Consider the following 25397-nt stretch of genomic DNA (forward strand, 5'->3'; position numbering starts at 1 on the left):
GCGGGACGGGCCGCGGTGAGCGGGCCCGGTCGGGGGCGGCGGCTCGGGATCGACGTCGGGATGGTGCGGATCGGCGTTGCGCTGAGTGACCCCGACGGTGTGCTGGCGACCCCGCTCGCGACCATCGCGCGCGACCCGGTGCCGATCGAGGCGGGCGGCGGGGCCGACCTGAGGGCGATCGCCGATCTGGTCGCCGAGCATGAGGTCGTTCAGGTCATCGTGGGGCTGCCGCGCACCCTGGCCGGTCGTGAGGGACCCGCCGCGGAGGCGGCGCAGGCGTTCGCGGCCGCGCTGGCCGGCGTGCTCGACGTACCGATCGCGCTGGCCGACGAGCGGCTCACCTCGGTCATCGCCACCCGGCAGCTGCGCGATCGCGGGGTCACGGCGCGCAAGCAACGGGCGGTCGTCGACCAGGTTGCGGCGGTGGGCATCCTGCAGGGCTGGCTCGACGCCCGACGCCGGTGAACCACGGCAGCGGAGTGCGCCGAGCCCTCCGCCGAGTCCGGTGGGCGCCTTGCCGATACGCTCACAGATCGTGAACCGCGTGCAGTCCCGCCCCGTGGCCGATCCGTGAGTGAGCGGGTGGATACCGTTCCGACCCGTCTGGCACAGCTCGCCGTCCGGCGAGCGGAGATGCGCGCGCGGGCCCGTCGCCGTCGGCGCCGGGCCGGCCTGGTGGTCCTGGCCCTGCTCGTCCTGCTCGGCATCGGGGCCGGTGGTGGCGCCCTGATGCTCGGCTGGTTCAACGAGGACTACCACGGTTCCGGTGAGGGTGATGTCGTCGTCCGGGTGGCCGACGGCGACACCACCACCCGGATCGGGCAGATGCTCGCCGAGCGCGGGGTGGTGGCCAACGTCAAGGCGTTCACGAATGCCGCGGCGAAGAACGACCGGATCCGTTCCGTGCAGCCCGGCTACTACCAGATGCGCCGGAAGATGTCGGGTGCGGCCGCGGTCAGTACGCTGCTCGACCCCGCGTCGCGGGTGGGGCAGCTCGACATCCGTGGCGGCGTCCAGCTCGACGACACCCGCGCCCCGGGTGGCGCCGTCACCCCCGGCGTCCTCACCCAGATCTCGCAGGCCAGCTGCGCGGTCTTCGACGGCAGGCGGGACTGTGTGAGCGTCGAGGAGCTGCGGCAGGCGATGGCCCAGACCGACCCCGCCGAGCTGGGGGTGCCGACCTGGGCACTGGCCGACGTCCGCCGGGCCGACCCGGGCCGCCGCCTGGAGGGCCTGTTCATGCCGGGCGTCTACACCGTCGCGCCGGGCACCCCCGCGGTCGATGTGCTGCGCAGCGTGCTCGTGGTGTCGGTGGCCCGGTTGGACGCCACCGGCATCGTCGGCGGGGCCCGCGCCATGGGGCTCGATCCCTATCGGGTCCTCGTGATCGCGTCGCTGGTGGAGAAGGAAGCGATCACACCGGACATGTCCAAGGTGGCCAGGGTGGTCTACAACCGCCTCGACACCGGCCAGCGGCTCGAGCTCGACTCCACGGTGAACTACCCGCTCGACGTGCAGGCGCTGCGGACCACCGCGGCCGCGCGGGCGCAGGTGGGCCCCTACAACACCTACGCGGTCGCCGGGCTGCCGCCGACGCCCATCGCCGCCGCAGGCACCACAGCGGTGGCCGCCGCACTCGACCCGGCACCGGGCCCGTGGACGTTCTTCGTGCGCTGCGAGCAGTCCGGAGCGTCCTGCTTCAGCACCTCGCTGGCCGAGCATCAGGAGAACGTGCGGCAGGCGATCGCCAACGGAGCGTTCTGATCGCTCGATTCATCCGTGCCGAGGTCGACCACGGCATCGCCGAGCTGGTCGAGGATCCCGCCCGTCCCCTGTCCTGGACGCTGTTGGTCGACGGCACCGCCCAGTCGCATGTCGATCTGACCGACCCGACGCACCTCGAGTTCGAGTACGTCCGCCGCCTCGGCCACGTCATCGACGCCGCGGGCCCGCCCACCGCCCCCCTGCGCGTGCTGCACCTGGGGGGTGGGGCGTGGACGCTGCCGCGGTACGTCGCGGCGACGCGGCCCGGGTCCGGCCAGCGGATCGTCGAGCTCGACGGCGCGCTGGCCGAGCTCGTCGCCGCCCGGCTGCCCGCGGACGGGGTGGGTCTCCAGGTGTCGATCGGGGACGCTCGCGCCGAGCTCGAGCGGTTACCGGACGCCTCGGTGGATGTGCTGGTCGTGGACGTGTACGCGGGTGCGCGGATCCCGGCGCACCTGACCTGTGTGGCGTTCGTCCGGGCCGCGGCCCGCGTGCTCGCCCCCGGTGGGCTGTACGCCGCGAACCTGGCCGACGGCGCGCGGCTGGAGTTCGCCAGGGCGCAGGTCGCGACCGCCCGAGCGGTGCTGCCGGAGCTGGCCGTGATCGCCGCGCCTGCCGTGCTGGACGGACGCCGGTTCGGCAACCTCGTGCTCGTGGCGGGCCGCGAGCCGCTGCCGTTGGCCGCGCTGATCAGGGCGGCCGCCGGTGACCCGTTCCCCGCGCGGGTCGAACACGGCCGCGCGGTGCATCGGTTCGCCGCCGGGGCGCCGGTCGTGACCGACCGGACGGCCCGCCCCTCACCGGTTCCACCACCCGGATTCTTCGGCAGGCCGGACCGCCGCGCGCCCTGAGCAGTGGGCTCCGACGGATTCGGGGCGCTGCGCCGCGAGCGGGCCCGGGCATCCACATCGGGGCCCGGTCATCCACAGGTGGCCGGTGCGGACTGTCGCCGCGACGACATCCTCGCGAGCATCGGAACCGTGGATCCGCTGACGACGACCGCCATCGTCGCCGCCTGTGTCGCCTGTGGTGTGCCGGCGGGGGCCGCCGCCCGGTTGCTGCTGGCCCGGATGCGCCGCGGGGCACGGGTCCCGCCGCTGTGGTGCGAGACGGCGGTGGGACTGCTGTGGGGTCTCACCGGCCTGTCCTGGGGAGTGGGTGCGCTGGCGGGTCGGTGGCTGCCGGTGCTGCTCGGGCTGGGCTGGCTGGCTGTGGCGGGGACCGCGGTGGACGTCCTGGTCCATCGTCTGCCCGATGCGCTCACCGGGCCCGCTCTGCCGGCGGCGGTGCTGCTGCTCATCCCACTGGGCACCGCGGCGCTGCTGCGGGCGGTGGCCGGCGCGGCCGTCCTGCTGGCCGCCTACGCCGTCGTCCACCTGACGGTCCCGGAAGCCCTCGGGGCGGGTGACGTCAAGCTCGCGGCCACGCTGGGGGCCGTGCTGGCGGCGGTGTCGTGGCCCGCGCTGCTGCTCGGCGCGCTGGGCGCTACGGTGCTCACCGGGCTGGTCGCGGCGGTGGGTCTGGGCTGCGGGCGGATCGGCCGCGGGGCGGCGGTGCCGCACGGTCCGGCGATGCTCGCCGCGGGTTGGCTCGTGATGGCGGGCTCGGGGCTCGCCCCGGGACTGGGGTGAGAGGATGGCCGGCGTGTTGCGTTGGATCACCGCCGGGGAATCGCACGGTCCCGCGCTGGTCGCCGTGCTCGAGGGCATGGTCGCCGGCGTCGAGATCACCACCAAGGAGCTGGCCGCCGAGCTGGCGCGGCGCAGGCTGGGGTACGGCCGGGGCGCCCGGATGACGTTCGAGGCCGACGAGCTCGAGGTGATCGGCGGGGTCCGGCACGGGGTGACGCAGGGCGGCCCGGTGGCGGTCCGCATCGGCAACACCGAGTGGCCCAAGTGGGAGACGGTGATGGCAGCCGATCCCGTCGATCCCGAGCTCATCGCCGGCCGCGCCCGCAACGCGCCGCTGACTCGGCCACGGCCCGGCCACGCCGACCTCTCGGGCATGACGAAGTACGGCTTCGACGACGCCCGTCCGGTCCTGGAGCGGGCCAGCGCGCGCGAGACCGCGGCCCGGGTGGTGCTCGGCACCGTGGCCAAGGCCTTCCTCACACAGGGTTTCGGGGTCGATATCCTCTCCCACGTCGTTGCGTTGGGCGCGGCCGAGGCGCCCGAGGGCGTGCTGCCCGGGCCGGGTGACCTGGAGCGGATCGACGCCAACCCGGTGCGCGCGTTCGACGCCGCCGCGGCCGAGGCGATGATCGCGCAGGTCGACGCGGCGCAGCGCGACGGCGACACCCTCGGCGGGGTCGTCGAGGTGATCGCCTACGGGCTCCCGGTCGGGATCGGCTCCTACGTGCAGGCCGATCGGCGCCTCGACGCCCGGCTGGCCGGCGCGCTGATGGGCATCCAGGCGATGAAGGGTGTCGAGATCGGCGACGGCTTCCGCACGGCCCGCCGCCGCGGCAGCGCCGCGCACGACGAGATGGTCCCCGGTGATCCGGTCCGGCGGCTGTCCAACCGCGCGGGTGGTATCGAGGGTGGGATGACCAACGGCGAGCCGGTGCGGGTGCGGGTGGCGATGAAGCCGATCTCCACGGTGCCGCGCGCGCTGCGGACGGTCGACGTCGCCACCGGCGAGGCCGCCCGGGCGATCCACCAGCGCTCCGACGTGTGCGCCGTGCCGGCGGCCGGCGTCGTGGCGGAGGCGATGGTGGCCCTGGTGCTGGCCGACGCTGCGCTGGAGAAGTTCGGCGGCGACTCGCTGCCCGAGACGGTCCGCAACCTGCGGGCCTACGTGGCGGCCGGCGGCGGTGTCGCGAGATGAGCGAGCCACGGCGATGAACACCGCGACCGGCTCGCTGCGTCCGGTGATGGTCTTCGTCGGCCCGCCCGGGTCGGGTAAGAGCACCGTCGGCAGGGTCGTCGCCCGCCGGCTCGGTGTCGCGTTCACCGACACCGACGAGCTGATCGAGGAGCGCGCCGGAAAGTCGATCGCCGACATCTTCGCGCAGGACGGCGAGAAGGCGTTCCGCGTGATCGAACGCGAGATCATCGCGGAGGCGCTCGGCCAGGCCCGGGGAGTGCTGGCGCTCGGTGGCGGCGCGGTGCTGGCGGAGCAGACCCGCACCGCGCTGCGTGACCACCGCGTGGTGTACCTGCGGGTCGAGCTCGCCGACGGGTTGCGCCGCACCGGTATGTCCACCGCCCGGCCGCTGCTGGCCGGGGTCAACCCGCGTGCGACGTTCCGGGCTCTGCTGGAGGCACGGGTGCCGCTGTACCGCGAGGTGGCGACCGTCGAGGTCGGCACGGCGCGGCGCAGCGCCAACCAGGTCGCGACCGCGGTCCTCGCGGCCCTGGCGGACCCGGCGCTCGGCGAGCGGGCGCTGCAGGCCCCGTCGAGTCCGGCCGAGTCAAAGCCGGGTGACCCGTTGGACGAACCCACGCCCCGGGACGAGGTCCTGCTGCCCGATCCGGTCTCCCGCGACCAGGTCCCCGAGGCGGGTTCGCGGGCGGTCGGACCCGGCTGACGCCCGGCACGCCCGAGTGGCCGGGGTACCCGACCGGGACGGTCGCGGGCGCGGTTAGGGTCATGCGCCATGGACGGACCCGTGCGGATCGAGGTGGCCGCCGAGCGGCCTTACCAGGTGCTCGTCGGTCGCCACGCGCGCAGCGAGGTGGTCGGGGTGATCGGCGACCTCGCGGCCACGAAGTCCGTCGTCATCCATCAGCCCGGGCTGACCGCCCTCGCCGAGACCCTTCGGGCGGAGCTCGCGGGCACGGGCATCGAGGCCCACCTGATCGACGTTCCCGACGCCGAGGAGGGCAAGTCCCTCGCGGTCGCGGGCCGGTGCTGGGAGGCCTGTGGGCGGGTCGGGCTGACCCGGCACGACGTCGTGATCACCCTGGGCGGTGGCGCGGTGACCGACCTGGGGGGTTTCGTCGCCGCTACCTGGATGCGCGGGGTGAGGGTCGTGCACATCCCGACCACTCTGCTGGCGATGGTCGACGCCGCGGTCGGCGGGAAGACCGGGATCAACACCGCGGCCGGGAAGAACCTGGTCGGGGCCTTCCACGAGCCCACCGCGGTGCTCGTCGACCTGGCCGTCCTCGACACGTTGCCGCCCGCGGAGATCGCTTCGGGGATGGCCGAGATCGTCAAGGCCGGGTTCATCGCCGACCCGCCGATCCTCGATCTCGTCGAGCGTGATCCCGCCGCCGCGCTCGATCCGGCCGGTGAGGTGCTGCCCGAGCTGGTCCGCCGCTCGATCCAGGTCAAGGCCGATGTGGTCGGCGCCGACCTGCGGGAGTCGCATCTGCGGGAGGTCCTCAACTACGGCCATACCCTCGGGCACGCCATCGAGCACCGGGAGGGCTACCGGTGGCGGCACGGCGCCGCGGTGAGCGTCGGCCTGGTGTTCGCCGCCGAGCTCGCGCGCGCCGCGGGACGCCTCGACGATGCCACCGCCGACCGGCACCGCACGGTGCTCACGGCGATCGGGCTGCCGGTGTCCTACCCGTCGGGAGTGCTGCCCGAGCTCGTCGCGACCATGGCCGGGGACAAGAAGGCCAGGTCCGGGCTGCTGCGGTTCGTCGTCCTCGACGGACTCGCCAAGCCCGGGAGGCTGGAGGGGCCCGACACCGCGTTGCTCGAGCGCGCCTACGCGGCGATCAGCGGCGCGCCGGCATGACCGCCGGTGAGCCCGCCCGCCCGGTCCTGGTGCTGAACGGGCCGAACCTGGGCCGGTTGGGCACCCGGGAGCCCGCGATCTACGGCTCGACGAGCTACCCCGACCTGGTCGACCTGTGCCAGCGGGCCGCTGCCGAGGTCGGACTGGTGGCCGACGTCCGGCAGACCGACCACGAGGGTGAGCTGCTCGGCTGGCTGCACGCGGCCGCGGACGCCGGGACGCCCGTGGTGCTCAACGCGGCCGGCTGGACCCACACCTCGGTGGCGCTGCGCGACGCCTGCGCCCAGCTCACGGCGCCGCTGATCGAGGTCCACATCAGCAACGTGCACCGGCGCGAGGAGTTCCGCCACCACTCCTACGTCAGCGCGGTGGCGACCGGGGTGATCGTCGGCCTCGGTGTCACGGGCTACGCGCTGGCGCTGCGCTGGATCGCCGACCACGCGTGAGCGACGTCGATTCCGGCCACGGTACCGCCGCAGGGTGACCAAGGAGCAACGCATGCCGTTCCCGACCCGCCGCGAGGCGCTGCGCGACCTGCTGCGCGCGGCCGACCTGGACGCGCTGCTCGTCACCGACCTGGTCAATGTCCGCTACCTGACCGGGTTCACCGGGTCGAACGCCGCGCTGCTGGTGCATGTGGACGGCGACGGGGCGACCCGGTTCGGCACCGACGGCCGGTACCGGACCCAGGCCGGTGTCCAGGTCCCTGACCTCGAGCCGCTCATCGAACGAGCCACGAGCTTCGCCCTGGCGGCGGACGCGGCCGGGCGCGGCGTCCGGCGGCTCGGCTTCGAGTCCGACCACGTGACCGTCGACGCCCACGTCGCGCTGGGCGAGGCCGTCCCCGGGGTGCGACTGGAGCGGGCTCCCGGCCTCGTGCAGCGGCTGCGACGGGTGAAGGACACCGACGAGATCACGACGGTGCGCGCCGCGTGCGCCGTCGCCGACGCCGCGCTGGCCGATCTGCTCGCCGCGCACGGGCTGCGGGCCGGGCGGACCGAGCGTGAGGTCGCGCTCGACCTCGACGACCGGATGCGCGGGCACGGTGCCGCGGGCCCGGCCTTCGAGACGATCGTCGCCGCGGGGGCGAACTCCGCGTACCCGCATCATCGTCCGACCGGCGTCGCGTTGGACCGGGGCGACCTCATCACGATCGACTTCGGCGCGCTCGTCGATGGCTACCACTCGGACATGACCCGCATGTTCGTGCTCGGCCCCGCTGCCGACTGGCAGCGTGAGCTGTACGAGCTGGTCGCGGCGGCGCAGGCGGCCGGGCGGGCGGCGCTCGCCGCCGGGGCGCACGTCCGCGAGGTGGACGCGGCGGCACGGGACGTGATCGTCGCGGCCGGACACGGGGAGCGTTTCCCGCACGGCCTCGGGCACGGGGTCGGGTTGCAGATCCACGAGGCGCCCGCACTCTCGGCGACCGGGACCGACGAACTGGCCACCGGGATGGTCCTGACGGTCGAACCGGGCGTCTACCTCCCGGGGCGCGGCGGCGTGCGCATCGAGGACACCCTCGTGGTCCGTTCCGACGGTCCCGACCCGCTCACCGGTAGCCCCCGGGAGCTCCTCGAGGTGTGACCCGTCCGCTTCCGGGCCGGGGCGTGCGGGTCGCTCACCGCGCGGCGGTATCCTGGTCGACGGCATGGTGGCGCCACCGCTCCGGAGGCGTCCGTACCGAGCACACCCCGGGGCGCGGGCGGTGCCGAGCCCCCGGACACGAGGACCGCTCGCCCCCTGCGCCCGCATCGACTCAGGGAGAGACCCGCAAACGTGGCCACCACGAACGACCTCAAGAACGGCTTGGTGCTCAACCTGGACGGCCAGCTCTGGACCGTCCAGGCGTTCCAGCACGTCAAGCCGGGCAAGGGTGGCGCATTCGTGCGCACGACCCTCAAGAACGTGATCACGGGCAAGACGGTCGACAAGACGTTCAACGCAGGCACCAAGGTCGACACCGCGACCGTCGACCGGCGCGACATGACCTACCTGTACCGCGATGGCAGCGAGTTCGTGTTCATGGACGGTGACACCTACGACCAGATCCCGGTGCCCGAGGCGACGGTCGGCGACGCCGCGAACTACCTCCTGGAGAACCAGGCCGTGATGATCGCGATGCACGAGGGGGTGCCGCTGTACATCGAGCTGCCGACGTCCGTCGAGCTCGTCATCGCCAACACCGACCCCGGCCTGCAGGGCGACCGGTCCACCGGCGGCACGAAGCCCGCCACCCTCGAGACGGGCGCGGAGATCCAGGTGCCGCTGTTCGTCTCGACCGGCGAGAAGGTCAAGGTGGACACCCGCGACGGTCGCTACCTCGGCCGCGTCAGCGGTTGACGTGAGGGCGCGCACGAAGGCCCGCAAACGCGCGCTGGACATCCTGTTCGAGTCCGAGGCGCGCGGGGACGCGCCGCTCGACGTCCTGGCCCACCGTCGGGAGACGGCCGACGCCCCGCCGGTCTCGGACTACGCCGTGATGCTCGTCGAGGGTGTCGTCGCGAACCAGGAACGGATCGACCAGCTGCTCGCCGAACATGCCGAGGGCTGGACGGTGGCCCGGATGCCGGCCGTCGACCGCACGCTGCTGCGGATCGGGGTGTTCGAGCTGCTCTGGGTCGACGAGATCGACGACGCGGTCGCCATCAGCGAGGCGGTGGAGCTGGCCCGGATGCTGTCCACGGACGACTCGCCGCGGTTCCTCAACGGCGTGCTGGGGCGCATCGCCGACATCGGCGAGCATCTGCGCGCAGCGCGCTGAGCCCGGACCCGGCCGGGTCGAACGCGCGAGGGCACGCGGCCGGTCCGGTGCCGCCCGGCCGCCCGGAGGCGGATCCGGGCCGGCGCGGCACGCCGGACGGGTAGGCCCGGCGGCGTCCGGGCGCGGTGCCGGCCCGAACCGTCAGTCCGCCCGGTGGGTGGGCCGGGCCTCGGGCGGCAGCACACCCCAGTCGATCAGCCGATCGGTCAGCTCGCCGGGGCTGGTGTCGTAGATGATCGCCAGCGAGCGCAGGTCCTCGGCCCGGATCGAGAGCACCTTGCCGTTGTAGTCGCCGCGCTGGCTCTGGATCGCGGCGGCGTAGCGGGCCAGTGGCCCCACGTTGTCGGCGGGCAGCTGTTGCAGCCGCTCGAGGTTTATGACGATCTTCGTCGCGGGCTCCGAGCCCGACGGCACGCGGCCCTCGGGCAGCAGCTCGGCGACGGGTACCCCGTAGAAGTCGGCGAGCTCGGCCAGCTTCTGGACGGTCACCGCCCGGTCCCCGCGCTCGTACGAGCCGACGACGACGGCTTTCCACCGTCCTCCCGACTTCTGCTCGACGCCGTGTAATGACAGCCCCTGCTGCTGCCGGATGGCCCGGAGCTTGCTTCCGAGCGCCTTGGCGTAGTCGCCCATCTGGCGATCCCCTCATTCGATCTGGACGTACGGCCGCGGGGCCCCGACATCCGTGTGTGCTCTGCTCTGTGGTGGAGCCGACACCCTGGGCCTACCGACTGCCTGCTCCGGCTGGTCCCCCCGCCGCCGTGACCATCCGTGAGCCAGCTGATCAATACGGAGAGTAATCATGCGCCTGTCTGCGTCAGTGGGTCAAGTTCACCCATGGCCTCGGTGCGGCGAGCGCGGCTTCTCCACCTGAACGGCTGATCGACGTCCCGGTTCAGCGGTGTTCGCGAGTCGGCCACCGGACCGGCGATCCGCCGCCTGTGATGCTGGCGATTCCGGGCGGATTCGACCGGGTGCTCCCGGGCCGACGCTGCTAGCGTGACCGCGACACCATCCTTTAACCCCGTCCGGTGAGGCGGGAAAGGAGCGAGCCTCGTGGCGACCGACCGCCGCGGGGACGGAGGTGGCGCGAGCAGCGGCGGTAGTGACCGCGAGCTGCTGGGCGCCGCCGATGTCACCCGCACCATTGCGCGTATCGCGCATCAGATCATCGAGAAGACCGCGGGTGGCGAGGAGGTCGTCCTCATCGGCATCCCGACCCGCGGCACCGTGCTGGCCCGCAGACTGGCCGCCGCGATCGCCGAGTTCGGCGGCGCCGCGCCGGCGGTCGGCTGGCTGGACCCCACGCTCTACCGCGACGACCTGCGCCGCAAACCCACCCGCGCCCTCGAGGACACCGACCTCCCCGAGGGTGGGCTCGACGACCGGCTCGTCGTGCTCGTCGACGACGTGCTGATGTCCGGGCGTACCGTCCGCGCGGCCCTCGACGCGCTCGCCGACCACGGCAGGCCGCGCGCGGTTCAGCTCGCCGTCCTGGTCGACCGCGGCCACCGCGAGCTTCCGATCCGCGCCGACTACGTCGGCAAGAATGTGCCGACCGCGCGCAGTGAGCAGATCCTGGTGTTCCTCGACGAGATCGACGGCGTCGACGGCGTCGCCCTGCGGCGGGACGTGGACGCGTGAGGCATCTGCTGAGCGTCACCGACCTCGACGCCGCGGCCGCGACAGCGCTGCTGGACACCGCCGACCGGCTCAAGCAGGCACTGCTCGGCCGGGAGGTCCGCAAGCTGCCCACGCTGCGTGGACGCACCGTCATCACGATGTTCTACGAGGACTCCACCCGGACCCGGGTGTCCTTCGAGGTCGCGGGCAAATGGATGAGCGCCGACACCGTCAACGTCAGCGCGCGCGGCTCCTCGGTGGGCAAGGGGGAGTCGTTGCGGGACACCTCCCTGACGCTCTCGGCGATGGGTGCGGACTGTGTGATCGTTCGTCATCCGGCCTCGGGTGCGGCCCACCGCCTGGCGAGCTGGATGGATCGGGAGGCGACGGGCGGCCACAGCGACGCCGCAGGCCACACCGCCATCGTCAACGCGGGGGACGGCACCCACGAGCACCCCACGCAGGCGCTGCTCGACGCGGCCACGCTGCGCGACCGGCTCGGCTCCGTCGCCGGGCGGCGGATCGGCATCGTCGGCGACGTGCTGCACAGCCGGGTCGCCCGCTCGAACGTGTTCCTGCTGGCCATCCTGGGCGCGGAGGTCGTCCTCGTCGCGCCGCCGACGCTGCTGCCGATCGGGGTCGAACAGTGGCCCTGCCGGATCTCGCACGAGATCGACGCCGAGCTGCCCACGCTCGACGCGGTGATGACGCTGCGCGTGCAGGCCGAGCGGATGCACGGCGCGTTCTTCCCCTCCGCGCGCGAGTACGCGATCGGCTACGGGCTGTCCGACGAACGGGCGGCCAAACTCCCCGAACACGCCGTCGTGATGCATCCCGGCCCGATGGTGCGCGGCATGGAGATCGCGCCCTCGGTGGCGGACTCCGTGCGCTCGGCGATCCTGGCCCAGGTCCGCAACGGGGTGCACGTGCGGATGGCCGTCCTCTACCACCTGCTTGCGGGGGCACCCGAATGACGCGAACCCACCCCGCCGCGAACCGGAACGGAGCGAACGTGCCCGACCTGCTGATCCGCAACGCCCGTCCGTACGGCGAGGACGCCGTCGACGTGCGGGTCGAGAACGGCGTCATCGCCGAGATCGGCGTCGGCCTCGACGCGTCCGGCGGCGCCGAGGTTCTCGACGCCGACGGGCTGGTGTTGCTGCCCGGCTTCGTCGACCTGCACGTGCACCTGCGCGAACCCGGTGGCGAGGAGTCCGAGACCATCGAGTCGGGCTCGCGGGCCGCCGCCCTCGGTGGGTTCACCGCCGTGTTCGCGATGCCCAACACCAACCCGGTGGCCGACACCGAGGTCGTCGTCGAACACGTGCACCGGCGGGGCGCCGAGGTCGGGTTGGTCGACGTGCACCCCGTCGGCGCGGTCACCGTCGGGCTGGAAGGCACCAAGCTCGCCGAGCTCGGCAGCATGGCGCGCTCGCGGGCGCAGGTCAGGATGTTCTCCGACGACGGCCGGTGCGTGAACGACCCGCTGATCATGCGCAGGGCGCTGGAGTACGCCTCGGCGCTGGGGGTGGTGATCGCCCAGCATGCCGAGGATCATCGGCTGACGGCCGGGGCACAGGCGCACGAAGGGGTGGTGGCCTCCCGGCTGGGTCTTTCCGGCTGGCCGGCCGCCGCCGAGGAGACGATCGTCGCCCGCGACTGTGCGCTGGCCCGCGACGCGAACGCGGCGCTGCACGTCTGCCACGTGTCCTCGGCGTACACCATCGACGTGCTGCGCGCGGCCAAGACGGCGGGGGTGCGGGTCTCCGCGGAGGTCACCCCGCATCATCTTCTGCTCACCGATGCGGCGCTCACCGGCTACGACCCCGTCCACAAGGTCAACCCGCCGCTGCGTACCGCCGCCGACACCAAGGCGATGCGCGAGGCGTTGGCCGAGGGCGTCATCGATGTCGTGGCCACCGACCACGCCCCGCATGCCGCGCAGTACAAGGACACCGAATGGGCCGCGGCCCGCCCCGGGATGCTCGGGCTGCAGACGGCGCTGTCGGTGCTGGTGCACACGATGGTCGAGCCCGGCCTGCTCGACTGGCACGGCGTCGCCCGGGTGCTGTCGCAGCGGCCCGCCCAGATCGCCGGGCTGTCCGACCAGGGCCGCCCGATCGCGGTCGGCGAGCCGGCGAACCTGACCCTCATCGACCCGGACGACCAGTGGACCGTGCGTGGCGCGGCCCTGGAGAGCATCGCGGCGAACACGCCCTACGACGGCATGCGCCTGCCCGCGACGGTGCGGGCGACGGTGCTGCGCGGCCGGATCACCGCGCGCGACGGGAAGGTCCAGCAGTCATGAACCAGCCCGCGTTCCTGGTCCTCGAGGACGGACGGATCTTCCGGGGCGAGGCGTACGGCGCCACCGGGCAGGCCCTCGGCGAGGCCGTCTTCACCACCGCCATGACGGGCTACCAGGAGACCCTCACCGATCCGTCCTACCACCGCCAGATCGTGGTGCAGACCGCGCCCCAGATCGGCAACACCGGATGGAACGACGAGGACGACGAGTCGAGTCGGATCCACGTCGCGGGCTACGCGGTGCGCGACCCGGCCCGCAGGCCGTCGAACTGGCGGTCGCGCCGCTGCCTCGATGAGGTGCTCACCGAACAGGGCATCGTCGGCGTCGCGGGCCTGGACACCCGCGCGGTCGTGCGGCATCTGCGCGAACGCGGCGCGATGCGGGCCGGGGTCTTCTCGGGAGATGTGCTCGCCCCCGACGACGAACTGCTGGAACGGGTGCGCGCAAGCCCTCCGATGGCCGGTGCCAGCCTCTACGGTGCCGTCACCACCCGCGAGCCCTATGTCGTCCCCGCCGTCGGCGAGAAGCGGTTCACCGTCGCGGCGCTCGACGTGGGGATCAAGCTGAACACCCCGCGGATGCTCGCCGCGCGCGGCGTCGAGGTGCATGTGCTGCCCGCCTCGAGCTCCATCGAGGACGTGCTGGCGCTCGGCGCCGACGGGTTCTTCCTGTCCAACGGCCCCGGAGACCCCGCCACCGCCGACGAGCCGGTCGAGCTGACCCGCCAGGTGCTCGAGCGGCGGATCCCGCTGTTCGGCATCTGCTTCGGCAACCAGATCCTCGGCCGCGCGCTGGGCAGGGGTACCTACAAGATGCGCTACGGCCACCGCGGCATCAACATCCCGGTCATCGAGCACGCCACCGGCCGGGTGGCGATCACCTCGCAGAACCACGGGTTCGCCGTCGAGGGCGAGGCGGGGGAACGGTTCGACACCCCGTTCGGCCCCGCCCTGATCACCCACACCTGCGCCAACGACGGCACCGTCGAGGGCCTCGCGGGCGAGGCCTTTCCCGCGTTCAGCGTGCAGTACCACCCCGAGGCCGCGGCGGGCCCGCACGACGCCGCCGACCTGTTCGACAGATTCGTCGCGCTGATGGCCGAGCGGCCGGTCGGCGGGCGGCACCGGCTCATCGAGGAGGGCTCCTGATGCCCCGTCGCGAGGACATCCGGCATGTCATGGTGATCGGTTCCGGACCGATCGTCATCGGACAGGCCTGCGAGTTCGACTACTCCGGGACCCAGGCCTGCCGGGTGCTGCGCGCCGAGGGCATCCGGGTCTCGCTGGTCAACTCCAACCCGGCGACGATCATGACGGACCCGGAGTTCGCCGACGCCACCTATGTCGAGCCGATCACGCCCGAGTTCGTCGAGCAGATCATCGCGGTCGAACGGCCCGACGCGTTGCTGGCGACCCTCGGCGGGCAGACCGCCCTCAACACGGCGGTCGCGCTGCACGAGAAGGGTGTGCTGGCCCGCTACGGCGTGGAGCTGATCGGTGCGGACATCGACGCCATCCAGCGCGGCGAGGACCGGCTGAAGTTCAAGGAGATCGTGCAGGCCGTCGGCGGCGACGTGCCGCGTTCGGCGGTCTGCCACTCCATGGACGAGGTGCGCACCGCGGTCGCGGAGCTCGGGCTTCCGGTGGTCATCCGGCCCTCGTTCACGATGGGCGGGCTCGGCTCCGGAATGGCGCACACCGACGACGACCTGGAGCGGCTGGCCGGCGCGGGGCTCGCCGCCTCCCCGGTGCACGAGGTGCTGATCGAGGAGTCCGTGCTCGGCTGGAAGGAGTACGAGCTCGAGCTGATGCGCGACGCCGCGGACAACGCGGTCGTCATCTGCTCCATCGAGAACCTCGACCCGATGGGCGTGCACACCGGGGACTCGATCACCGTGGCCCCGGCGATGACCCTGACCGACCGCGAGTACCAGCGGATGCGCGACCTGGGCATCGCGGTGCTGCGCGCGGTCGGCGTCGACACCGGGGGATGCAACATCCAGTTCGCGGTCCATCCCGACACCGGCAGGCTGGTCGTGATCGAGATGAACCCGAGGGTGTCGCGGTCCTCGGCGCTGGCGTCGAAGGCAACCGGTTTCCCGATCGCGAAGATCGCGGCCAAGCTCGCGATCGGCTACACCCTCGACGAGATCCGCAACGACATCACCGGGGAGACCCCGGCGGCCTTCGAACCGACGCTCGACTACGTCGTGGTGAAGGTGCCGCGGTTCGCGTTCGAGAAGTTCCCGGGCGCCGACCCCGAGCTGACCACGACGATGAAGAGCGTCGGCGAGGCGATGGCGCTGGGCCGGTCGTTCCAGGAGGCGCTGGGCAAGGCGCTGCGCTCGATGGAGACGTCCCGGGCCGGCTTCTGGACCGCCCCCGACCCCGCCGAACCGGTGGATCTCGCCATCCCCACCGACGGCCGGATCTACGCCGTCGAACGCGCGCTGCGCGAGGGCCGCAGCGTCGACGAGGTGGCGGCCCGCTCGGGCATCGACCCGTGGTTCCTCGATCAGATCGCCCTGCTCACCGAGCTGCGGACCGAGGTGGTCGAGGCCGCGGTGCTCGACGCGGCACTGCTGCGCCGGGCCAAGCGGGCCGGTCTGTCGGACCGGCAGATCGCCGCGCTGCGGCCCGAGTTCGCGGGCGAGGACGGGGTGCGGACCCTGCGGCACCGGCTGGGCATCCGGCCCGTCTACAAGACGGTCGACACCTGCGCCGCCGAGTTCGCCGCCAGGACGCCCTACCACTACAGCGCGTACGAGACCGATCCCGCCGCCGAGTCCGAGATCGCGCCGCAGACCGCCAAGCCCAAGGTGATCATCCTCGGTTCGGGGCCCAACCGGATCGGGCAGGGCATCGAGTTCGACTACTCCTGTGTGCACGCGGTGATGGCGCTGCGCGAGGCCGGGTTCGAGACCGTGATGGTCAACTGCAACCCGGAGACGGTCTCGACCGACTACGACACCGCCGACCGGCTCTACTTCGAACCGTTGACCTTCGAGGACGTGCTCGAGGTCGTGCACGCCGAACAGCGGTCCGGGACCGTCGCCGGCGTCATCGTGCAGCTCGGCGGGCAGACCCCGCTCGGGCTGGCGCAGCGGCTGACCGCCGCGGGCGTCCCGGTCGTCGGCACGTCGGCGGCGGCGATCGACCTCGCCGAGGACCGCGGGGCCTTCGGCGAGGTGCTGCGCCGCGCGAAGCTGCCTGCGCCCGCGTTCGGCACCGCGACGAGTTACGAGCAGGCCCGGGAGATCGCCGAACGCATCGGCTACCCGGTGCTCGTGCGGCCGTCCTACGTGCTCGGCGGGCGGGGTATGGAGATCGTCTACGACGACGAGTCGCTGGCCGGGTACATCTCGCGGGCCACGGCGATCAGCCCGGAACGACCGGTCCTCGTCGACCGGTTTCTCGACGACGCCATCGAGATCGACGTCGACGCGCTGTGCGACGGCACCGAGGTGTTCATCGGCGGGGTGATGGAGCACATCGAGGAGGCCGGGGTGCACTCCGGTGACTCGTGCTGCACCCTGCCGCCGATCACGCTCGGCCGTTCGGTGCTCGCGGCCGTCCGCCGGTCCACCGAGGCGATCGCGCACGGCGTCGGGGTACGCGGGTTGCTGAACGTGCAGTACGCGCTGCACGGCGAGACGCTTCACGTACTCGAGGCCAACCCGCGGGCGTCGCGGACGGTGCCGTTCGTGTCGAAGGCGACCGCGGTGCCGCTGGCCAAGGCCGCGGCCCGGATCATGCTCGGGGCCACGATCGCCGAGCTGCGGGCGGAGGGGTTGCTGCCCGCGTCCGGCGACGGCGGCGAGGGCTCGCCCGACGCGCCGGTCGCGGTCAAGGAGGCCGTGCTGCCGTTCAACCGGTTCCGGCTGCCGAGCGGTCAGGGCGTCGACCCGATCCTCGGCCCGGAGATGAAGTCGACCGGCGAGGTCATGGGCATCGATGCCGCGTTCGGCCCGGCGTTCGCGAAGTCCCAGGCAGCGGCCTACGGATCGCTGCCGGTCAAGGGCCGGGTCTTCGTCTCGCTGGCCGACCGGGACAAACGGGCCATGGTGTTCCCGGTCCGCAGGCTCGCGGACCTGGGTTTCGAGGTGCTGGCCACCGAGGGCACCGCCGATGTGCTGCGCCGCAACGGAATCGTGGTCACGGTGGTGCGCAAGCACTCGGAGCGCGAGGCGGGCGAGACGATCGTCGACCGCATCCTCGCCGGGGAGGTCGACGCGATCGTCAACACCCCGTACGGCAACGCCGGCCCGCGGGTGGACGGCTACGAGATCCGCGCGGCCGCGGTGTCCCGCGGGGTGCCGTGCATGACCACCGTCCAGGGTGCCGCGGCCGCGGTGCAGGGCATCGAGGCGTTGATCAAGGGCAGCCTCGGGGTCCGGTCCTTGCAGGACGCCCACCGGGCGCTGCGGACGGCCCACCCGTGACCTCGCGGCGATCGTTCGGCGAGCGACTGGTGGCCGCGGTCGAGGCGTACGGGCCGCTGTGCGTCGGGATCGACCCGCATCCGGGGCTGTTGGCCGCCTGGGGTCTCGCCGACGACGCCGCCGGGCTGGAGCGGTTCGCGATGACCGCCCTGGAGGCCCTCGGCGGGCACGTCGCGGTGGTCAAACCGCAGTCGGCGTTCTTCGAACGGCACGGCGCGGCCGGTGTCGCGGTGCTCGAGCGGCTACTCGCGGCGACGGCCCAGACCGGCACGCTCAGCCTGCTCGATGTCAAGCGCGGCGACATCGGCTCGACGATGGACGGCTACGCCGACGCCTACCTTCGGGTGGGCGCCCCGTTGGCCGCCGATGCGGTCACGCTCTCGCCCTACCTGGGTCTCGGCTCGCTCGCCCCGGCGCTGCGGGTGGCGGGCGAGGCGGGCCGCGGGGTCTTCGTGCTGGCCCGGACCTCCAATCCGGAGGGGGCCGAGGTGCAGTTGGCCGACCGGGCGGGCCGGTCGGTCGCCCAGGCGATCGTCGATGGCGTCGCCGCGCTCAACGCCGGAGTGACGCCACTGGGCCACGTGGGGGTGGTCGTCGGAGCCACCGACGCCCACGGACTCGCTCTCGGTGAGCTCAACGGTGCCGTACTTGCGCCCGGCATCGGTGCTCAGGGGGCCGGCCCCGGCGACGTCGCGGCGCGCTTCGCCGGGGCCGGCGGCCTGGTGCTGCCCTCGGCGTCACGCTCGGTGCTGGGCGCCGGTCCCGACCCGGGGGCGGTGCGCGCGGCCGCCCTGGCGCTGGGCAACGAGATCGCCCGCGAGAACTCCACGGCCGGGCGGTCCGGCGGGGGGCGCCCATGACACGATCTGGGCACGGCGAGGGGGGCGCACCTCGAAAGCCACTGGTGGACCCCAGTTGACGGGCCGCCGGTGCGGCTGAGTACGTTCGTCCGGGAGTCAGCGGGTAATCCGCTGGGTCCGAGGATTCACCGGATGTTTGCACGACCGAAATACCACCACCGAAAGACGGAGGAGACCGTGGCCCTTCCCCAGCTGACCGAGGAACAGCGAGCAGCCGCGCTGGAGAAGGCCGCGGCCGCCCGCCGCGCCCGGGCAGAGCTGAAGGACCGGCTCAAGCGCGGCGGAACGACTCTTCAGGAGGTGCTGACCCAGTCCGACTCCGACGAGGTGCTCGGCAAGATGAAGGTGTCGGCGCTGCTGGAGGCGATGCCCGGCGTGGGCAAGGTCCGTGCCGCCCAGATCATGGAGCGGCTGGAGATCGCGCCGAGCCGGCGGCTGCGCGGGCTCGGTGACCGGCAGCGCAAGGCGCTGCTGGCCGAGTTCGACCAGTGAGCAGGCGGGCGAACGCACCATCGGACAGCAGCGGTCGCCGGGTCACGCCGCCGATCCCCGGAGAGGCTGCGTGAGCGGTGGCCCCACCCGGCCCCGACCCCCACGTGGCCGGCTGGTCGTGCTGGCCGGCCCCTCAGGGGTAGGCAAGAGCAGCGTCGTCGCTCAGCTGCGCGCGGAACTGCCCGAGCTGTACTTCAGCGTCTCCGCGACGACCCGGTCACCCCGCGTCGGCGAGGTCGACGGCCGGGACTACCGGTTCGTCTCGGCCGCGGAGTTCGACGACCTCATCGCCAGGGGTGAGCTGCTCGAATGGGCCGAGATCCACGGTGGGTTGCAGCGCTCCGGAACTCTGCGGGCCCCGATCGAACGCGAGCTCGCGGCCGGGCGGCCCGTGCTCGCGGAGGTCGATCTGCAGGGTGCCCGGGCGATCAAGGCCGCGCTTCCGGAGGCCGTGACGGTGTTCCTGGAGCCGCCGTCGTTCGAGGAGCTGGCGCGGCGGCTCACCGGCCGCGGCACCGAGTCCTCGGCCGAGCTGGCACGCCGGCTGGAGACCGCTCGCGTGGAGCTGGCGGCACGTGACGAGTTCGACGTGGCCGTCGTGAGCGACGACCTGCGGTCGGTCACCGCACGGTTGGTAGGATTACTGGTCGACCGCGCCTCGCCGCCGGGCGCGGACCCCGATCTCTCTCCTCAGGAGTCTCTCCAGTGAGTATGCCGCTGACCGGCGCGGATTCCGGTTTCACGCCCGAAGGCATCACCAACCCGCCGATCGACGAACTGCTCGACAAGGTGTCGTCGAAGTACGCACTCGTCATCTACGCGGCCAAGCGTGCCCGCCAGATCAACGACTACTACTCGCAGCTGGGCGAGGGCCTGCTCGAGTACGTCGGTCCGCTCGTCGAGCCGGGCCCGCGCGAGAAGCCGCTCTCGATCGCCATGCGGGAGATCCAGGCCGGCCTGCTCGAGCACGTCGAGGGCGAGTAGGTACCCGTGACCGGCCCCCGGGTCCTGCTGGGAGTCGCCGGGGGCATCGCGGCCTACAAGAGCGCCGAGCTCCTGCGGCGGCTCACCGAGTCCGGCCATCACGTCCGCGTGCTGCCGACGGTCGCGGCACTGGAGTTCGTCGGTGCCGCGACCTTCGAGGCGTTGTCCGGCCAGCCGGTGCACACCGGCGTCTTCACCGACGTACCCGCGGTGCCGCATGTGAAGCTCGGTCAGGAGGCCGACCTCGTCGTCGTCGCTCCGGCCACCGCCGACCTGCTGGCGAGGGCCGCGCACGGCCGCGCCGACGACCTGCTCACCGCCGCCCTGCTCACGGCCCGGTGCCCGGTGCTGTTCGCCCCGGCCATGCACACCGAGATGTGGGAGCACCCGGCGACCCGGGACAACGTGGCGTTGCTGCGGTCCCGGGGTGTCGTCGTGCTCGAACCGGCATCCGGACGGCTGACGGGCAAGGACACCGGTCCCGGCCGGATGCCCGACGCCGCCGAGATCGCCGAGCTGGCGCGGTTGCTGCTGGAACGGCCCGACGCGCTGCCCCGCGACCTCGAGGGTCGCCGGGTGGTCGTCTCCGCCGGCGGCACCCGCGAGCCGCTCGATCCGGTGCGGTTCCTCGGGAACCGCTCCTCCGGCCGGCAGGGATATGCGCTGGCCAGGGTGGCCGCCCAGCGCGGCGCGTCGGTGACCTTGGTGGCCGCGCACACCGCGGACCTCGGCGACCCGGCGGCCGTGGAGGTGGTGCGGGTCGGCTCGGCCGCGCAGCTGCGCGAGGCGATGCTCGCGGCGGTGCCGGGCGCGGACGCGGTGGTGATGTCCGCGGCGGTGGCCGACTTCCGGCCCGTCGGGGTCGCTTCGGACAAGATCAAAAAGACCGGCGCGGAGCCGGACCCGCTGGTGTTGACGAAGAACCCGGACATCCTCGTGGAGCTCGTCAAGAACCGGGAGCCGGGTCAGGTCATCGTCGGCTTCGCGGCGGAGACGGGCGACTCCTCGGGCGATGCGCTGTTCCACGGGCGGCACAAGTTGGCGCGCAAGGGGTGCGACCTGCTCGTGGTCAACGCCGTCGGCGACGGCAAGGCGTTCGAGGTGCCGGACAACGCGGGCTGGCTGCTGGGCGCCGACGGCACCGAGACCGAACTCGCCCGCGGTTCGAAGGCCCTGCTCGCCTCCCGGCTCTGGGACGCCGTTCACGCCCGGCTGTGAGTGCGTCACAGTGTTCTGACACTGTGCCGCACTCACAGCCGGTTCCGATCAGGGGATCAGGGCGCCGATGGGGGAGCGGGCCGGCTCGCGCTCGGCGGGCGGCGCGGGGGCGTCGGCCTGCGGAGCCTCGGTCGGGGTGACGGTTGCCGGCGCGGGCTGAGCCGAGGGCTGGGGGGTCGGCTGCGGGGCGGGTCGCGGCTGGGGCGTCGTCGGCGCGACGGTGGGCGTGGCGCTCGGGGCGACCTGGCGCCGTTGGGTGCTCGCCGGGGCGCTGGTCGGAGCCGGACCACCGGGCGTGGCCCGCGAGGAGCGCTCGGTCGACACGTACTGCTCGGCCGACCAGCCGTGCAGGTTCGTGAGGTGGACGAAACCGTTGCGCCGCTCGCCCACGGTCACCTCGGTGCCCCGCTCACACACCGCGACGATGCGGGCGGTCGGGCTCGGTTCCGCGCGGACGTTGACAGTGTCGGTGCACCGGCCCTGCTCGGCGGCGGAGGCAGTGCCGACGGCCAGTGCCATCACCGTGGCCGCCCCGACCGCGACCAGCCCGCCGGTGACAGCGGCCGCCCGGCCCGGTCGTTGCAACCAGTTCATCCGAAAACCTCCGTTCGATGGGGACGTCACCAGGACCAACGAGCGCGTGCGGGACCGATTCGCCACTGGCTCGGACATCACCGGAAGCGGTGAGATCCGGTGAGCTCGCGGCAGGTTCGTCACCCACGGTCACCGTTCACAGGGCGGTGGCCGTCGGCACCACCGTGGAGTCGACTAGGCTCGTCGAGCACAGATCGGCCGAGGCGAGGATGGGGTAGCGCGTGGCGAACGTGGGTCGGCGATTGTTCACCAGCGAGTCGGTGACCGAAGGGCACCCGGACAAGATGTGTGACGCGATCAGCGACTCCATCCTCGACGCGCTCCTGGAGAAGGACCCACGAAGCCGTGTCGCGGTCGAGACCCTGGTCACCACGGGGCAGGTGCACGTCGCCGGGGAGGTCACCACCCGCTCGTACGTCGACATCCCGACGCTGGTGCGGGACAAGATCCTCGAGATCGGCTACGACTCGTCGGCCAAGGGCTTCGACGGGAACTCCTGCGGGGTGAACGTCGCGATCGGTGCGCAGTCGGCCGATATCGCCCAGGGCGTCGACACCGCGTACGAGGCGCGCGTCGAGCAGGACCAGGACGAGATCGCCCAGCAGGGCGCGGGCGACCAGGGCCTGATGTTCGGCTACGCCAACACCGACACCCCGGAGCTGCTGCCGCTGCCGATCGCGCTCGCGCACCGGATGGCCCGGCGGCTGGCCGAGGTCCGCAAGACCGGTGTGCTGCCCTACCTGCGCCCGGACGGCAAGACGCAGGTCACGATCGAGTACGACGGCGACCGGGCCGTGCGGGTCGACACCGTCGTGGTCTCCAGCCAGCACGCCGCCGACATCGACCTGGACGCGCTGCTGGGCCCCGACATCCGCGAGCACGTCGTGGTCCCGGAGCTGGAGCGGGCCGGGCTCGATGCGAGCGGGATGCGGCTGCTGGTCAACCCGACCGGCCGGTTCGTCGTCGGCGGACCGATGGGTGATGCCGGGCTGACCGGCCGGAAGATCATCGTCGACACCTACGGCGGGTTCGCCCGCCACGGTGGCGGGGCGTTCTCCGGAAAGGACCCCTCGAAGGTCGACCGTTCGGCCGCCTACGCGATGCGGTGGGTGGCCAAGAACGCGGTGGCCGCGGGCCTGGCCGACCGCATCGAGGTGCAGGTCGCCTACGCCATCGGCAAGGCCGCGCCGGTGGGCTTGTTCGTGGAGACCTTCGGCACCGAACACGTCGACCCCGTGAAGATCCAGATGGCCGTCACCGAGGTCTTCGACCTGCGCCCGGCCGCGATCATCCGCGATCTCGACCTGCTCCGCCCGATCTACGCCCAGACCGCCGCCTACGGTCACTTCGGCCGCACCGACGTCGAGTTGCCGTGGGAGAGCACCGCACGCGCCGACGCGCTGAAGGCGGTCGCCGGCCTGTGAGCCGCCTGCCGCGGCGAGGCCGGGGCTGAGTGTCGGGGAGGGGTGCGAGGCTGTCGGTGACCCTGTCGGCCGGCGAGCGCTCTGCACGCGCTGGAGGCGAGATGACGCGCGCTTCCCGTACCCGCGGTGAATGGCGACCCGCCCCGGCCCTGTCCGTCGCCCGGGTCGCGGTGGACGTCCCGCTCGCCCATCTCGACCGGCCGTTCGACTACCGCGTCCCCAGTCATCTCGACGACGAGGCCGTGCCCGGCGTTCGGCTGAGGGTGCGTTTTGCGGGCCGGCTGGTCGACGGCTACCTGCTCGAGCGGGTCCAGGAGTCCGGCCACGGCGGGCGACTGGCCTGGATCGATCGGGTCGTCTCGCCGGAACCGGTGCTCACCGCCGAGGTCGCCGCCCTGTGCCGGGCGGTCGCCGACCGATATGCGGGGCTGCTGTGCGACGTGCTGCGCCTCGCCGTCCCGCCGCGGCACGCCGCGGTGGAGGCCGAGCCGTCGCCCGACGTGGCTGTGGCGCCATCCCTGGACGCGCTCGACCGCTCCGGATGGTCTCGCTACCCGCGTGGGCCCGCGCTGCTGCGCGCACTGGAGCAGGGGCGTGCCGCGCATGCGGTGTGGCAGGCGCTGCCGGGAGAGGCGTGGGCCGACCGGCTGGCCGAGGCCGCGGCCGCCACCGCGGCCGGTGGGCGCAGCGCCCTGCTGGTGGTGCCCGACCAGCGCGACGTCGACGCGCTGCAGGCGGCCTGCGAGGCGCGGATCGGCGCCTGCGGTGTGGTCGCGCTCACCGCCGAGCTCGGTCCGGCCGAGCGCTACCGGCGGTGGCTCGCGGTGCGCCGCGGTGCGGTCCGGGTGGTCGTCGGAACGCGGTCCGCGGCGTTCGCGCCGTTGCACGATCTCGGCCTGCTCGTGGTCTGGGACGACGGTGACGACCTCCACGCCGAGCCGCGCGCGCCGTATCCGCACGTCCGGGACGTCCTGATGCTCCGCGCGCACGCCGTCACCGCGGCGTTGCTGGTCGGTGGGACGGCGCGAACAGCGGAGGCCCACCTGCTCGTCGAGTCGGGGTGGGCCCGCGAGGTGGTCGCCGACCGGGCCACCGTCCGCGCCGCGATGCCCCGCGTCATCGCGATCGGCGAGACCGACGGGCAGCTCGCGAGAGATCCCCAGGCGCGCGTGGCGCGGATGCCCTCGGTCGCGTTCGAGGCGGGCCGGGCGGCGCTGGCCGCCGGACGTCCGGTGCTGGTCCAGGTGCCGCGTGGCGGTTACCTGCCGTGGCTGGCCTGCGCCCAGTGCCGGGAGACGGCCCGGTGCCGGCACTGCGCCGGTCCGCTGGCCGTCCCGGCCGCGGCGCAGCGGGGTGGGGACGGCTCGCCCGGACCGGCGCACTGCCGGTGGTGCGGGCGCGCCGAACCAGGATTCCGCTGCGGAGCGTGCGGTTCACGGCGGCTGAGGGCCAACGTCGTCGGGGCGCGCCGCACCGCCGAGGAACTCGGCCGGGCGTTCCCGGGTGTCCCGGTGCGCTCCTCCGGCGGGGGAGCGGCCGTGCTCGACCGGATCCGGGCGCAGCCGGAGCTCGTCGTGGCGACACCCGGCGCGGAGCCGCCCGCCGACGGTGGGTACGGCGCCGCGCTGCTGGTCGACGGATGGGCCATGCTCGCCCGGCCCGACCTACGGGTGGTCGAGGAGACGCTGCGCCGGTGGCTCGCGGCCGCCGCGCTCGTCGTGCCGCACGCCGAGGGTGGCCGGGTCGTGGTGATGGCCGATTCCGCGCTGCCGACGGTGCAGGCGCTCGTCCGGTGGGATCCGGCGGGGCATGCGGCCGCGGAGCTGCGGTCCCGTGCCGAGGTGGGCTTCCCGCCCGCGGTGCGGATGGCGGCCGTCGAGGGCAGCGCAGGCGCGGTCGCGGAGGTGCTGGCGTGCGGTGAGCTCGCCCGACTGGCCGGGGTCGAGGTGCTCGGCCCGGTCGAGATCGGTGCCGACCCCGGCACCGGCGTCGACCCCGGTGTCGAGGTGCGGGAGCGTGCGCTGCTGCGGGTCCCGCGGGCGCAGGGGCGGGCGCTGGCCGCGGCGCTGGCCGCCGCGCAGGCGGCCCGTACCGCGCGCAAGGCGTCCGACCCGGTGCGGGTGCGGGTGGATCCGCAGGAGATCGGTTGACCGGTCGTCCGGGGCGGGCGAGGTGATCGCCGGACGAGTCCGGACCCGGCCCCGTGGCAGAATCGACGTGTCGTCCGTCGCCCGCATC

The 25397-nt window shown here is 73.3% G+C and carries 25 protein-coding genes; 23 read left to right on the forward strand and 2 right to left on the reverse strand.

The window, feature by feature from the left end; all coding sequences use genetic code 11:
* The first annotated feature begins 15 nt into the window (after positions 1-15).
* The 11 genes from ruvX to nusB all read left to right on the forward strand — a co-directional run bounded on the left by ruvX (position 16) and on the right by nusB (position 9215).
* Positions 16-465, forward strand: a complete 450-nt coding sequence (gene ruvX, locus ACFQE5_RS08200) for a Holliday junction resolvase RuvX (protein ID WP_379584228.1) — start codon at positions 16-18, stop codon at positions 463-465.
* Between the two features lie 117 nt (positions 466-582).
* Positions 583-1764, forward strand: a complete 1182-nt coding sequence (gene mltG / locus ACFQE5_RS08205) for an endolytic transglycosylase MltG (protein WP_379584229.1) — start codon at positions 583-585, stop codon at positions 1762-1764.
* 83 nt (positions 1765-1847) lie between these two features.
* Positions 1848-2615 (forward strand): spermidine synthase, encoded by a 768-nt coding sequence (locus tag ACFQE5_RS08210; RefSeq protein WP_379584230.1) that lies wholly within the window; start codon positions 1848-1850, stop codon positions 2613-2615.
* A gap of 3 nt (positions 2616-2618) precedes the next feature.
* Entirely contained in the window at positions 2619-3395 is a 777-nt protein-coding gene (locus ACFQE5_RS08215; RefSeq protein ID WP_379584231.1) for a prepilin peptidase, read from the forward strand.
* 13 nt (positions 3396-3408) lie between these two features.
* Positions 3409-4590 (forward strand): chorismate synthase, encoded by a 1182-nt coding sequence (gene aroC / locus ACFQE5_RS08220; RefSeq protein WP_379584232.1) that lies wholly within the window; start codon positions 3409-3411, stop codon positions 4588-4590.
* A gap of 13 nt (positions 4591-4603) precedes the next feature.
* Positions 4604-5293: a shikimate kinase gene (locus tag ACFQE5_RS08225; RefSeq protein WP_379584233.1), complete on the forward strand. Its 690-nt coding sequence runs from the start codon at positions 4604-4606 to the stop codon at positions 5291-5293.
* A 69-nt stretch (positions 5294-5362) separates the two neighbouring features.
* On the forward strand, positions 5363-6454 hold the full coding sequence (gene aroB, locus ACFQE5_RS08230) for a 3-dehydroquinate synthase (protein ID WP_379584234.1): 1092 nt from the start codon (positions 5363-5365) through the stop codon (positions 6452-6454).
* Positions 6451-6900, forward strand: a complete 450-nt coding sequence (gene aroQ / locus ACFQE5_RS08235; protein ID WP_379584235.1) for a type II 3-dehydroquinate dehydratase — start codon at positions 6451-6453, stop codon at positions 6898-6900. Before aroB ends, aroQ begins: the two co-directional genes overlap by 4 nt.
* A gap of 52 nt (positions 6901-6952) precedes the next feature.
* The gene (locus ACFQE5_RS08240; RefSeq protein WP_379584236.1) at positions 6953-8038 is read left to right on the forward strand and encodes a M24 family metallopeptidase; all 1086 of its coding nucleotides are present in this window, start codon (positions 6953-6955) and stop codon (positions 8036-8038) included.
* Between the two features lie 192 nt (positions 8039-8230).
* The gene (gene efp / locus ACFQE5_RS08245) at positions 8231-8794 is read left to right on the forward strand and encodes an elongation factor P (RefSeq protein WP_379584237.1); all 564 of its coding nucleotides are present in this window, start codon (positions 8231-8233) and stop codon (positions 8792-8794) included.
* Between the two features lies 1 nt (position 8795).
* Positions 8796-9215, forward strand: a complete 420-nt coding sequence (gene nusB / locus ACFQE5_RS08250; RefSeq protein WP_379584238.1) for a transcription antitermination factor NusB — start codon at positions 8796-8798, stop codon at positions 9213-9215.
* A gap of 141 nt (positions 9216-9356) precedes the next feature.
* Here the strand turns inward: nusB and bldD are convergent, their stop codons facing one another.
* A complete protein-coding gene (bldD, locus tag ACFQE5_RS08255) occupies positions 9357-9848 on the reverse strand; it encodes a transcriptional regulator BldD (protein ID WP_379584239.1) in 492 nt (163 codons plus the stop codon).
* A 423-nt stretch (positions 9849-10271) separates the two neighbouring features.
* Here bldD and pyrR point away from each other — a divergent pair, with 423 nt between their 5' ends.
* The 10 genes from pyrR to coaBC all read left to right on the forward strand — a co-directional run bounded on the left by pyrR (position 10272) and on the right by coaBC (position 21141).
* Positions 10272-10859 (forward strand): bifunctional pyr operon transcriptional regulator/uracil phosphoribosyltransferase PyrR, encoded by a 588-nt coding sequence (pyrR, locus tag ACFQE5_RS08260; protein ID WP_379584240.1) that lies wholly within the window; start codon positions 10272-10274, stop codon positions 10857-10859.
* Positions 10856-11812, forward strand: coding sequence for an aspartate carbamoyltransferase catalytic subunit (locus ACFQE5_RS08265; RefSeq protein ID WP_379584241.1), 957 nt, complete (start codon positions 10856-10858; stop codon positions 11810-11812). The genes pyrR and ACFQE5_RS08265 overlap by 4 nt, the downstream gene beginning before the upstream one ends.
* Positions 11813-11850: 38 nt before the next feature.
* The gene (locus tag ACFQE5_RS08270; RefSeq protein ID WP_379584242.1) at positions 11851-13146 is read left to right on the forward strand and encodes a dihydroorotase; all 1296 of its coding nucleotides are present in this window, start codon (positions 11851-11853) and stop codon (positions 13144-13146) included.
* On the forward strand, positions 13143-14294 hold the full coding sequence (gene carA, locus ACFQE5_RS08275; RefSeq protein ID WP_379584243.1) for a glutamine-hydrolyzing carbamoyl-phosphate synthase small subunit: 1152 nt from the start codon (positions 13143-13145) through the stop codon (positions 14292-14294). The genes ACFQE5_RS08270 and carA overlap by 4 nt, the downstream gene beginning before the upstream one ends.
* Positions 14294-17587, forward strand: a complete 3294-nt coding sequence (gene carB, locus ACFQE5_RS08280; protein ID WP_379584244.1) for a carbamoyl-phosphate synthase large subunit — start codon at positions 14294-14296, stop codon at positions 17585-17587. Before carA ends, carB begins: the two co-directional genes overlap by 1 nt.
* Entirely contained in the window at positions 17584-18447 is an 864-nt protein-coding gene (gene pyrF / locus ACFQE5_RS08285) for an orotidine-5'-phosphate decarboxylase (protein ID WP_379584245.1), read from the forward strand. Before carB ends, pyrF begins: the two co-directional genes overlap by 4 nt.
* A 177-nt stretch (positions 18448-18624) precedes the next feature.
* Complete coding sequence (mihF, locus tag ACFQE5_RS08290) at positions 18625-18939, forward strand: integration host factor, actinobacterial type (RefSeq protein ID WP_028930023.1); 315 nt, start codon at positions 18625-18627, stop codon at positions 18937-18939.
* A gap of 70 nt (positions 18940-19009) precedes the next feature.
* On the forward strand, positions 19010-19648 hold the full coding sequence (gene gmk / locus ACFQE5_RS08295) for a guanylate kinase (protein WP_379584246.1): 639 nt from the start codon (positions 19010-19012) through the stop codon (positions 19646-19648).
* A 2-nt stretch (positions 19649-19650) separates the two neighbouring features.
* Complete coding sequence (rpoZ, locus tag ACFQE5_RS08300; RefSeq protein WP_379584307.1) at positions 19651-19923, forward strand: DNA-directed RNA polymerase subunit omega; 273 nt, start codon at positions 19651-19653, stop codon at positions 19921-19923.
* Between the two features lie 6 nt (positions 19924-19929).
* The gene (coaBC, locus tag ACFQE5_RS08305; protein ID WP_379584247.1) at positions 19930-21141 is read left to right on the forward strand and encodes a bifunctional phosphopantothenoylcysteine decarboxylase/phosphopantothenate--cysteine ligase CoaBC; all 1212 of its coding nucleotides are present in this window, start codon (positions 19930-19932) and stop codon (positions 21139-21141) included.
* A 48-nt stretch (positions 21142-21189) separates the two neighbouring features.
* Here coaBC and ACFQE5_RS08310 read toward each other — a convergent pair whose 3' ends face one another.
* A complete protein-coding gene (locus ACFQE5_RS08310) occupies positions 21190-21735 on the reverse strand; it encodes an SH3 domain-containing protein (RefSeq protein WP_379584248.1) in 546 nt (181 codons plus the stop codon).
* Positions 21736-21956: 221 nt separating this feature from the next.
* On the opposite strand from ACFQE5_RS08310, the gene metK reads away from it, so the two are divergent.
* On the forward strand, positions 21957-23159 hold the full coding sequence (metK, locus tag ACFQE5_RS08315) for a methionine adenosyltransferase (protein ID WP_379584249.1): 1203 nt from the start codon (positions 21957-21959) through the stop codon (positions 23157-23159).
* Between the two features lie 101 nt (positions 23160-23260).
* Positions 23261-25309: a primosomal protein N' gene (locus ACFQE5_RS08320; RefSeq protein ID WP_379584250.1), complete on the forward strand. Its 2049-nt coding sequence runs from the start codon at positions 23261-23263 to the stop codon at positions 25307-25309.
* Positions 25310-25397: the final 88 nt, after the last annotated feature.

This window comes from Pseudonocardia hispaniensis (genome assembly GCF_042658695.1).
Lineage (GTDB): Bacteria > Actinomycetota > Actinomycetes > Mycobacteriales > Pseudonocardiaceae > Pseudonocardia > Pseudonocardia hispaniensis.